The sequence below is a fragment of the Microcoleus sp. B3-A4 genome (assembly GCF_036705385.1).
In the GTDB taxonomy this organism is placed as follows: domain Bacteria; phylum Cyanobacteriota; class Cyanobacteriia; order Cyanobacteriales; family Microcoleaceae; genus Microcoleus.
In genome coordinates this window covers 40,490-51,313 of sequence record NZ_JAUBUI010000013.1, presented here as the reverse complement: position 1 = coordinate 51,313, position 10,824 = coordinate 40,490, and the positions used below count along the sequence as shown (strand labels likewise).

The following is a 10,824-nucleotide window of genomic DNA, read 5'->3' as shown; positions in this document are numbered from 1 at the left end:
TCATCCAGTACAAGGCCCCGAATGTACCAGGCTTCGTGATCATCTGGTTTGATTTCTAAGGCTTTGTCGAAGGAGGCGATCGCTTCTTCAAAATCACCTTTCATAAATTGCTCATCTCCTCGCTTTTTCCATTCCTCAGCCTCTCGATCCGAAACTAGCGGAAACACAACCAAAATCTCCCTACCAACATTCCCCGCCACCTCTCCCAATTCCCCGCCCACAACTCTACCCAACAACTCCAACCTGCGCGCCAATTCCTGAAGCGATACCACCGCATCCGTAGCGGCGGTGTCCCCGTGCCCGCCCTCCAACAATCGATCGCCAAACCTCCGCAACCAAGCCGCCAAATCACCATTTTTAATGCGTTTTGCGAGTAAGAATTCCGCAACATCCCCTTTTCCCCAGCCCTGATTCACCCCTTCGAGAAGTTCCATGAACTTCGCCTCGTATTCCGCATCAGTCAAAGTTGGTGGCGGTTGAGGATGTTCAATTTTCGGATTGGTGCCCAATAGCCGCTGAATTAATTGTTTGAGGAATCGCCAGATTTTATCTAACATTGGTGAGATTTTGAGGCGGTTGTTTTTTTTGATTGTAGCAACAATTGCCGGGATTGGTCGTCAGTCCGATAGTCCGCCAGAGGTTGAAAAGGCGATCATCGTGATTTGTCGTTAGTCCCATAGTCCGCCAGGGGTTGAAACCCCTGTCTCATAGCGAAAGTCCTCTGAAAGAGGACTGAAGATGTACACAATGTTAATTAAGGGTGACATTTTGAACATTGTTAATTACCATTTAAATCCTTCTCATCAGTCCTCTTGAGAGGACTTCAGCTATGAGACGGGCGTTTCAACCCTCGTCGGACTTCGCAACATCGTAATCTAACATTTTGAAGAGGATTAATTAGCCTTTAAATCCTTCTCATCAGTCCTCTTGAGAGGACTTCAGCTATGAGACGGGGGTTTCAACCCTCGTCGGACTCCGCTATGAGACGGGGGTTTCAACCACATTGAACTATTGCACCAGTGATAAAATTCAAACAATCAATCCCAACCCCAAAGAAAAAAATGCTATAATATCAACTTTAATTGCTAAACTTATCCAACCAACAGAAAACACAGGAAAATAATATGGTGATTATTACCTCACAACAAATTGCCCAGTTTCGCTCGCAATTAGCCGAATATCCCGAAGCCCTAAAAGCCCTAGACGCAATCGAAGATTGCGAAGGTAACATCGAAGATGCAGCGATATCTCTAGCAATTCAAGCCGGACAAGAACCGAATATATCAGAAAATTGGTTAGACGGATTAGCCAAAAGATGCCGCGTTGCTATCTGCAAATCCGAGGTTAAAGAAGAGTTGAAAAACGGACAATTGAATGCAGCATTTAGAGATTTAGTGGCAGCAAAAATTTGCCCTGATATTTTGGTGACTTCGGTGATTATTTATGTCTTTAAAACTGGGGTGAATGAGTTTTGCGAGCCTCTCGAATATAAACTGTAAAGCCATAGCTGCATTTAAAAATTAGGTGAAGCAAAGCTATCCTTAAGGGGAGGGAATCGCCCTCATTTCTCAAAACATGATACAACGAGGCGATCGCAACTCTTCTCTACCCCTTTGCACTACTGTACCCAGCGGGCTTCAAATCCGGCGACAAACCCAAAGATTTCCCCAGCAAACGAGCAAGTTGCACTAAAAAATTAGCAGTATCTTCGTCACCTTCGCGGGCCATTGAAGCCGATATCTGGATTAGCATTTGCACAAATCCCGCATCAATTAAATCGGAATACGAACTCAAAACCTCTGGTTCTTGGCCGTTGGGACACGTAAGCACTCGCTCGATCAAGTTCAAATAAGCCTCTTGGCGTTCTAGATTCATTTTGGGAGGGAGGATACAGTAAATAATTTATTATTACGTTTAATTCAGTCATGTCAATCAGGCGATCGAATAAGCGATCCCCGTTTTTACTCTAGAAACTCCATTCAGTCAGGAATAGACAGAAGCTTAAAGAAAATCTTAAGTTTCTCCATGCTAGTTTAGTCGAGGTAAGGTGCGCCGAATATCACCCTACTATTCAAGGGAATTAGGAATATAAAAAATGAAAATAGGAATATTTTTAGGAAATCTCGGAAATTCCGCCATTTACTATCCCAAACTAGCCAAAATCACCGGCGGAGTCACAGCCAGTATTTTTCTGTGCCAATTATTGCAATGGCAAGTACAACATTCCTACTCCGGCGAATGGGTAAAAACCAACAGCAGCGAAATTGAAAAAGTCACCGGTTTAAATCACGAAGAACAGGAATTAGCGAGAAAGCAGCTCAAAGTGCGATCGCTCCTGAAAGAAAAATTAACAAATCCCAACACCGACACCCTAGAACTCTGGGCGGACATTGATGCTTTCGAGGAAAAACTCAATAACTTTTGGACACCGAATCCGGCAGATATTATAACACCGATAAGTCGCGAAAACAACAATCACCCTGTAGAAATTTTCCGCGAAACATCACCCCCAAATCATGTAGTTAAAACCGACAAATATTTCGGGCAACCCCGCCAGCAAATAGCCGTTGCTGTCACGCCTCATTACCGATTTAGCGGCCCTTGGAATTCCCAAGAACAACTGCACAACTTTCAGCGAGCTTTAGAAGCATATGCTCAAGAGCGCAACTTAGGATTTGGCAATCCTTCTGGATGGGCATTTAAAATTATTGACAGCATGACAAAAGGCTTAACCTCGACTTTTTGGGATGAATTTATCGCCGGAATTCCTTTAGGAGAAAGTCAGAAAGTTAAGCGAGATTGGGAAATCGAGCCGGAAGTGCCTTATCCTGCTTTTGAAGAAGAGCGTATTCAGTATTACGTACACAAAGGCGAACCGCTGGAAGCAGCAGTATCTAAAGCCCGTGCTGATTTGAGAAACCCGGTTTTGGGCAAAGATTTGTGGGAGGGATTTTTGCGAAAGTGCGATCGCATTGCTGATGATGCACTCAAAGCAAAACAGCAGGGCGTTGACACACCATATCTGCCGTCTTCGTTCAACGAAAAACCGCAAATCACCAAGGATAGCGTTATGCGGAAGTTAGGGGCGATCGCGCCGCAATTAGCCCTCAATCAATCCACATCTGAAACAATTGCTGAACCGCCAAAACTCGAACAAAAAGAGCTGCCAACCGCCGCCGAAATCCCCAGTATTTCCTCTTTGCAAAAAGCTTACCAAACTCCTCTCGGCAGAAGTATAGTTGAACAACAAATCGCTGCTAACCCCGAATGGGGCTACGAAATAGTTGACGGTGAAATAGTCGAATCAATCCCTTTTTAATGAGGCTGATATGAAACGAGTTAGCGATATTAATCCGCTGGGAGAAGAGCGACCAAATCCTTCTGAGGAAGAGAGAGAAAAACTGCGGGGAGAGAGGTTACAGCGAGAAAGAGATGCAGGATATCAAAAGTTAGTTGAACTCTGCAATTTAGGTGAGTATGACATGGCCCAGCAGTTGGCAAATCGACATTTTAATTGGGGTTATGAAATAGTTGATGGAATTGTGATGGAAAGGATAGATTAGGTTCGCAGTTATCCCCTTTGTCACTTTCATGGGCGGGCAAGATGCGCGCCCCACAAAAAAATTAATATGTCGTGTAACAGGCCTCTTGCCTGTTTTTAAGAATGGTACAAATTGACTATCACAATCTCTATGTTATAATTATAACTAAAACTTAAATACTATCAAAATATGACAACAACTATTAACGCCAAAAATATAACGCTCGGTGAAGTCAGTCAATTTTTGAAATTCCAAGAGCAGCTTAATAATGACACGTACACAAATTTTTTATCCTTAGAATCCTTAACAGAGATAGAACAGTTAGAACTCGCCCAAATCCGCAACGATTTTCGCGAATACCTCTCAGTGGAAAGAGTGTCTGAAGGACTGGTACAGGCTTTAACTACGTTTCCCTTAATGCGATTGGCTGGCTTCTACCGCCGCCCGATAAAGATGAGTCTAAAACAAGACATTGCTAACATAACTATAGAAGATGAAGACACAACGATTACAGGCAGATTAGACATTTTAGCAATCAACAAAGAGAAACAAATTGCCGCTGATATACCATTTTGGATTTTAGTAATAGAATCTAAAAATAGTCTAATTGCTCCCCGCGCTGGTTTGCCCCAACTTCTAACTTACGCCTATAAAAGTTTAGAATATCAAGAGTCTGTTTGGGGGCTGGCAACTAGCGGAGAGTTTTATCAGTTTGTCCATATCCGCAGAGGAAATCCCCCAACCTATCAGCTAATGCCCTTTCTGACTTTGATGGAGCCCGAACCTTCAATTTTGTTGCTGCAAGTTTTAAAAGCTATTTGTAAGCTATAGCAGAAGGAAGAAGAAGAACTTGCATTCCTTACTACAAACATAAAAAAAGAGGCAGAGAAAATTCCCCGCCTCCAATCTGCAATGACTGTTAACCTAAAGGTTAGATTACCCAGCCAATACTTTTTAGTAGCCTCTGGTGTTAGGCTTGTGGACGATGAAGCTCAGCACTTGGCACTGCTTCACGTTGTCAAAACCCATGACGCGGATGTAGCAGCTAGGATTGTCTTGACGGCAAGCTTGAACTTCTGTCATGATTTCTTGGACGCTGCGAGCACCAAACAAAGGCAACTTCCACAGAGTCCAGTAGCGCATTTCAGCGGCAGAGGTTTCGTTGAATTCTACGCCGGGAATGTAGCCTTGATCCAAGATGTATTGGAGTTGCTTGGCAATTTGCGCGTCTGTCAGCGGGGGCAAATAGGACAGAGTTTCGTAACGACGCTCTTTAGGTAAAGTCTTCATTTTTTGTATCTCTAAGGTGTGTGTTCGATCGCACTTGTCGATCGATTAACTCGACAAATTATCCAGATTCGGTTCAGAATCTATTGATGTTTCAGGATTACTGCTAGGAACAGACCAATTAAGTTGCGTAGTTCGCTCTAAATGCTGGCGTCTGTGTTCCATATTCGCCTGTTGAATGCCAGTAGAAACCATTTCTGGCAAATATTCTGTCACATCGTGAGCCAGATACTCTCGCACAGTCATGATCCGAAATCCTAAATCTTGATTTTCCCTCAGCAACTCTTGAATGTATGCTTCTCCATCTTGGATTTTGGCCTTCGTGGAAAAGTCGTTCAACCAGATTGCCAAAGGAGGATTGGTTTCGCTCAACTGAGCGACCACCATCCGCACGGATTGATAGGTTAGGTAACTTGCCAGCACCTTAGCGGTGTCTTTCGCAACTTGTTTGAGATCCATTTTGACCCCAGCCCCCTCAAATTTTAGATTTTGGATTTTAGATTTTGGATGCAAACTTACTTGTAAATCTTCTTCAAAGATAAAGACTCCACAGCAAGTTTGCTACCTAAAACCTAAAATCTCAAACCCAAAATCATCAAACGGTATCCATTGCCTCGAACTCAAACTTGATTTCTTTCCAGAGTTCGCAAGCAACAGCCAGTTCAGGAGACCATTTGCAAGCTTCGCGAATTACGTCGCCGCCTTCGCGCATCAAGTTGCGGCCTTCGTTACGAGCTTGGACGCAAGCTTCCAAAGCAACGCGGTTAGCAGTTGCACCAGGTGCGTTACCCCAAGGGTGGCCCAAGGTGCCGCCGCCGAACTGCAAGCAGGAGTCGTCGCCGAAGATTTCCACCAAAGCCGGCATGTGCCAGATGTGGATACCACCAGATGCAACCGGCATGACACCGGGCATGGAAGCCCAATCTTGGGTGAAGTAAATACCGCGGCTGCGGTCTTCTTCGATGTGGTCTTCGCGCATCAAGTCTACGAAGCCCATCGTGATGCCTTTTTCGCCTTCGAGTTTGCCCACAACTGTACCGGAGTGCAGGTGGTCGCCGCCGGACATCCGCAAGCACTTGGCAAGAACGCGGAAGTGGATACCGTGGTTTTTCTGACGGTCGATAACTGCGTGCATGGCGCGGTGGATGTGCAGCAAAATACCATTGCGGCGGCACCATTTAGCCAAGGTGGTGTTAGCAGTGAAACCACCTGTCAGGTAGTCGTGCATGATGATGGGGGTTTTGATTTCCTTAGCGAACTCAGCCCGCTCCATCATTTCTTCGCAGGTAGGGGCAGTTACGTTGAGGTAGTGACCCTTGACTTCGCCGGTTTCTGCTTGAGCTTTTTCAATAGCTTCTTGAACGAACAGGAAGCGATCGCGCCAACGCATGAACGGTTGCGAGTTGATGTTTTCGTCGTCTTTGGTGAAGTCCAAACCGCCGCGCAGAACTTCGTAAACGGCACGACCGTAGTTCTTAGCAGACAGACCCAATTTGGGCTTAATTGTACAACCCAGCAAAGGACGGCCGTACTTGTTCAATTTGTCCCGCTCAACGGTAATACCGTGAGGAGGGCCTTGGAAGGTTTTCAGGTAAGCAATGGGAATCCGCAAGTCTTCCAACCGCAGAGCGCGCAGAGCTTTGAAACCGAACACGTTACCGACCAAAGAGGTCAGCAAGTTGGTGACGGAACCTTCTTCAAACAAATCCAAAGGATAAGCAATGAAGCAGATGTACTGGTTGTCTTCACCGGGAACTGGCTCGATGTCGTAGCAGCGACCTTTGTAGCGGTCGAGGTCGGTCAGGAGGTCAGTCCACACAGTTGTCCATGTACCTGTGGAAGATTCAGCAGCTACAGCAGCGCCGGCTTCTTCAGGGGGTACTCCCGGCTGCGGTGTTACCCGGAAAGCCGCCAAAACATCTGTATCCTTTGGGGTGTAGTCCGGCGTGTAATACGTTAGTTTATAGTCTTGAACTCCGGCTTTATACCCAGCCTTTGATTGAGTTTGGGTTTGCGCGTAAGCCATATCTCGCTTCCTAGTATTCGCTTAATTTTTTTGCCCGATCGCAGGCTGTTAAAAATATATCAATAAAATGGCGTTCTCAAATTTTAATATTCTTTTAATCATCATAAGTATTATTTATTTTGCTTTACATTAGGCAAATATTTGTAACATTTCTTATGAAAAGCCAGCGGCGAAGGATGCAGGAGGAAAGGCTGGGGATCGCAGAGCGGGGAGGAATTTCGCTCGACAGAAAGATATGGTGCAGCGAGCCGAACAGCGGATCAATACGGTTTATGTAAAGAATTTAATACTTAAAAATCAGAATTGGTAAGGGGTAATGGATCTGGGCTAAGTAGTTAGAAATACCTAAAGTTGTGGATGGCAGTTGAGATCGATCTCAACTGCCATCCAGTATGCAATCTAAAATCCAAAATCCAAAATCTAAAATCTAAAATCCCGTGACTTCCAGACCGTCAACTCAAAAATCGACAGCATACCACATAATATGGACATGACTTGTGCAGCAAGAGCAAGCTCGTTTCTCAAACCAAATCCGTCGTTACAGCCATTTAACCTCGCTGAAAACCGGGTTTCTGCGTTAGCTGCGCGTAAGTCTAGTATGGATACTTAGCCCCATTTTTACTCTGGTTGTGCCTCACCCCCCTTCAAAAGCCGTTCACTGCATCAATCCAGATTGCCCAAGGCCCTACCCTCAGACTTGGGGCAACAATTTTTGTCATAGTTGCGGGGCTCCCCTGCGGCTAAAAAATCGCTACGTGCCTGTAGAAAGCCTCGGTTCCGGGGGTTTTGCAGCAATTTTCACAGTTTGGGACACAGAAACTCAAACCGAGCGCGTCCTGAAAGTGTTGCTCGAAACTTCCGCGAAAGCGCTGAAACTGTTCGAGCAAGAAGCTTGGGTTTTGGCAAAGTTGCGACACCCGGGCGTCCCTAGAGTCGATCCTGACGGTTATTTTCACGTCCAAACGCAAAATTTTGCAGGCGGCGAGGGAAATCCTGCTGCGAAGCGGCTGCCTTGTTTGGTAATGGAAAAGATTCACGGCAAAACTTTAGAAGAGGTTCTCGACGAGCACTCTCAGGGATGTCCGCAGGAATGGGTGTTTAGTTGGCTGAGTCAAGCTGTGGAAATTTTAGAGGAGTTGCACAGGTGTCAGATTATTCACCGCGACATTAAACCCTCAAATTTGATGCTGCGAGACCCGGCATCGCCCCAAGTTTTGCTAAGCAAAGGTTTGGGCGGACTGCAATTGGTGACGATCGACTTTGGGGGAGTTAAACAGATGGGCGGTGTCGAATCGGTGGGGAAAGATTCTCCGAGTTCGACGCGGTTGATTTCGCCCGGTTACAGTCCGCCGGAACAAATTGTGGGCGGCGGGGTGGTGCCGGCGACGGATTTTTATGCCCTCGGACGGACTTGCATTCACTTGCTGACGGGGAAGTATCCGGCGGAAATTGAAGATCCGATGACGGGGGAGTTGCGGTGGCGCCACATTGTATCTGTGAGTCCGGCTTTGGCGAATTTGTTGGACGATATGGTGCGATCGAACGTGCGGGAACGTCCGGCGACGGCTGGCGATGTTCGGGCGCGTTTGCAGGAGATTTATGCTAGGAGTAAGGGCAAAATCGCGATCGCCCCAATGGGTCAAGCTATTGTAGAATTCTGTCGGCAAGTAGTGATGGCGGGGGCACAAAAAACTGTCAGCCTGACTGGTTTTGTGTTCGGCGCGATCGCCCAAATCGTGGTAGCTTCTCTGGATACGGGCTGGGAAATGGTACTCGGTGGCGTTGGAGGAACTGCGGGGGCGATCGGCGGTTTGGTTTTGGCCTATGCTTCGCCTATTGGCCCGGAAATTGCCAGTTTTCTGAATCAAGGTTTGCAGCAATTAATGCCTAACATGACTTTCGCTGTCGGGCCGGAAGTGCTGCTGTTTGGGTTGGCGGGGTTCGGAACTGCGATCGGTTTGACAGATGCGGGGAGTTTTCGCCAGCAAAAACAGTATTGGCTGTCTGGATTGATGGGAGCTCAGGGTTATTTGTTGGCGGGTTTGTGCTGGATGGAAGCAACAGCTTCTAGCGGTGTGCAGGGGGTTATTTTGGGAGCTTTTGCGATCGCCTCTCTGACGGTGGGAATGGGTTTGCGGAGCCATCAATTAGTTCACGCTTTGGTAGTGGCTGTTTTCTCTACGGGAATGTTTCTGTTGCTGAATGCTTGGAACATTTTTCCGGGGAGTTTCTTTGGGATTTTGTCACTGTCTAACGTTACCTTCGGCTGGCTGCAAGTTTGGGGCTCAATTGTGTTCTTTGGTTTGTTGGGAAGTGCGATCGGGCTTTGTTTGGGAGTTAGTCATTATTTAGTTGTGCCTTTGTTGCGGTGGTTGGGCTGGAAGTAGGAATTAATTAAACATTAAACATTTCACCTCAGATTCATATCCCCCTAAATCTCCCTTAAAAATATTCACTTTGGGTAATCTTATCCCCCCCCTTGTTAAGGGGATATAGGCACGCTATCCGGCTTTGAAAACTATTGTGGGGCGGGCCGGAGAGGTCGCCAAAAAATCTACAATTTAGATGCTAGACAGCTTATAATCATGAAGAACATTAAATAATAGCCTCAGAGTGCCATGTCAAAAATATTATTAGAATCCTTTCGGACAGCCTATGCAAATATGGAGTTATCGCCGCTGATAACTCCGAAAGAAGTCGAGAACTTCCGAGTAGAATACGGGACAGAAGTGCTTGAAGAATTAGAGCAATTAGTCGAAGATGACCCTTCCGGTAGCGGTAAAATTATTTTTACGGGACATCGCGGCTGCGGTAAGTCTACACTGTTGGCCGAGTTTTGCCGCCAGATGGACGATCGCTATTTTACAGTCTTTTTCTCGATTTCCGACTTGATCGAAATGTCGGATGTTAATCATATTAATATTTTGTTTGCGATCGCCGTTCAGTTGATGGATGCAGCAGAAAAAAAGCAAATTCCCATCAAAAAATCAATTAAAGAATCATTTTATAACTGGTTTGCCACTAAAACTAAAACAACAATTGACGAATTGGGCGCCAGCGGATCGGTGGGGTTTGACTTGTTTAAGATGATTCAAGGCAAGTTAAAAGCTGATGCGACGATTCGTGAAGAAATCAAACAAGAGTTTATTCGCAAAGTTTCGGATTTGGTTGCAAGAATTAACGAGATTGCGGCTGTAGTTCAAGAAGGCGCGAAAAAAGACATAATTGTAGTGATCGATGACCTGGACAAGTTGGATTTAGGTGTAGTTCGCCAAGTTTACCAAGAACATATTAAAGCGCTTTTCTTGCCAAATTTTAGGATAATATTAACAACTCCTATTTCGGCGCTGCGAGATGTCTCTTTGGCTGCTACCGTCGAAACGGAAACTAACAATCAAGTCGTGTTTATGCCAGTTAGTAAGCTGTTTAAACGCGGGGAAAGCCGGAATGCTGATGCTGTTGCGATGGCGGAACCGGCGGCGAGATTGAAAGAGATTTTAGCTAAACGCTTGGGAAGGGAATTGATCGAACCGGAAACACTCGATCGCCTTGTCGCATACAGCGGTGGAGTATTGCGAGAATTGATTAGAATTGCTAACGAATGCTGCCGCATTTGTTTGCGGTTGGTGCGACGGAATCCAGAAGCGGCGATTAAAATTAATGCTGAGGTTTTTGAGGAAGCGATTAATAAATTGCGGATCGATTTTGATACCCGTTTAGGAACGACTGATTATGAGATGTTAATAGCAACTTACACAGATTTTAAACCTGCTGACCCGAAAGCACAAGGGTTTTTGGACTTGCTGCATGGGTTATATGTTTTGGAATATCGCAATGGTGTTTTGTGGTACGACATTCACCCGATCGTGCTAGAATTGTTAAAGCAGCGAGATGATTTTCCGCGTTAATAATTTTTTTTAGAGTCGGCGGTTGAAAGGGCGGTTGAAACCGCTTCTTGTCAAACGAAGT

General features: G+C 45.7%; 11 protein-coding genes. 6 read left to right on the top strand and 5 right to left on the bottom strand.

Annotated features, from left to right (window positions below):
- The coding region (locus QUB33_RS08680) for a tetratricopeptide repeat protein (protein WP_333349467.1) at nt 1-557 on the bottom strand (557 nt) is incomplete at its 3' end.
- 567 nt (nt 558-1,124) lie between these two features.
- On the opposite strand from QUB33_RS08680, the gene QUB33_RS08675 reads away from it, so the two are divergent.
- Nucleotides 1,125-1,499 (top strand): hypothetical protein, encoded by a 375-nt coding sequence (locus QUB33_RS08675; RefSeq protein WP_333213532.1) that lies wholly within the window; start codon nt 1,125-1,127, stop codon nt 1,497-1,499.
- 106 nt (nt 1,500-1,605) lie between these two features.
- Here QUB33_RS08675 and QUB33_RS08670 read toward each other — a convergent pair whose 3' ends face one another.
- Nucleotides 1,606-1,875, bottom strand: a complete 270-nt coding sequence (locus QUB33_RS08670; protein WP_333349465.1) for a hypothetical protein — start codon at nt 1,873-1,875, stop codon at nt 1,606-1,608.
- Between the two features lie 220 nt (nt 1,876-2,095).
- On the opposite strand from QUB33_RS08670, the gene QUB33_RS08665 reads away from it, so the two are divergent.
- The 3 genes from QUB33_RS08665 to QUB33_RS08655 all read left to right on the top strand — a co-directional run bounded on the left by QUB33_RS08665 (nt 2,096) and on the right by QUB33_RS08655 (nt 4,373).
- On the top strand, nt 2,096-3,319 hold the full coding sequence (locus tag QUB33_RS08665) for a hypothetical protein (RefSeq protein WP_333349463.1): 1,224 nt from the start codon (nt 2,096-2,098) through the stop codon (nt 3,317-3,319).
- Between the two features lie 10 nt (nt 3,320-3,329).
- Nucleotides 3,330-3,563: a hypothetical protein gene (locus QUB33_RS08660; RefSeq protein ID WP_333349461.1), complete on the top strand. Its 234-nt coding sequence runs from the start codon at nt 3,330-3,332 to the stop codon at nt 3,561-3,563.
- Between the two features lie 168 nt (nt 3,564-3,731).
- The gene (locus QUB33_RS08655) at nt 3,732-4,373 is read left to right on the top strand and encodes a restriction endonuclease subunit R (protein ID WP_333349459.1); all 642 of its coding nucleotides are present in this window, start codon (nt 3,732-3,734) and stop codon (nt 4,371-4,373) included.
- A gap of 123 nt (nt 4,374-4,496) precedes the next feature.
- Here the strand turns inward: QUB33_RS08655 and QUB33_RS08650 are convergent, their stop codons facing one another.
- The 3 genes from QUB33_RS08650 to QUB33_RS08640 all read right to left on the bottom strand — a co-directional run bounded on the left by QUB33_RS08650 (nt 4,497) and on the right by QUB33_RS08640 (nt 6,855).
- The gene (locus QUB33_RS08650; RefSeq protein ID WP_006632945.1) at nt 4,497-4,832 is read right to left on the bottom strand and encodes a ribulose bisphosphate carboxylase small subunit; all 336 of its coding nucleotides are present in this window, start codon (nt 4,830-4,832) and stop codon (nt 4,497-4,499) included.
- Nucleotides 4,833-4,877: 45 nt separating this feature from the next.
- Nucleotides 4,878-5,288, bottom strand: coding sequence for a RuBisCO chaperone RbcX (gene rcbX, locus QUB33_RS08645; RefSeq protein WP_190745622.1), 411 nt, complete (start codon nt 5,286-5,288; stop codon nt 4,878-4,880).
- A 136-nt stretch (nt 5,289-5,424) separates the two neighbouring features.
- Nucleotides 5,425-6,855, bottom strand: coding sequence for a form I ribulose bisphosphate carboxylase large subunit (locus QUB33_RS08640; RefSeq protein WP_006632943.1), 1,431 nt, complete (start codon nt 6,853-6,855; stop codon nt 5,425-5,427).
- 629 nt (nt 6,856-7,484) lie between these two features.
- Between QUB33_RS08640 and QUB33_RS08635 the strand changes: the two genes are divergently transcribed.
- Both QUB33_RS08635 and QUB33_RS08630 read left to right on the top strand, forming a co-directional pair.
- Nucleotides 7,485-9,242, top strand: a complete 1,758-nt coding sequence (locus QUB33_RS08635) for a serine/threonine-protein kinase (protein WP_333349456.1) — start codon at nt 7,485-7,487, stop codon at nt 9,240-9,242.
- Between the two features lie 231 nt (nt 9,243-9,473).
- Nucleotides 9,474-10,763: an ATP-binding protein gene (locus tag QUB33_RS08630; protein ID WP_333349454.1), complete on the top strand. Its 1,290-nt coding sequence runs from the start codon at nt 9,474-9,476 to the stop codon at nt 10,761-10,763.
- Nucleotides 10,764-10,824 lie beyond the last annotated feature (61 nt).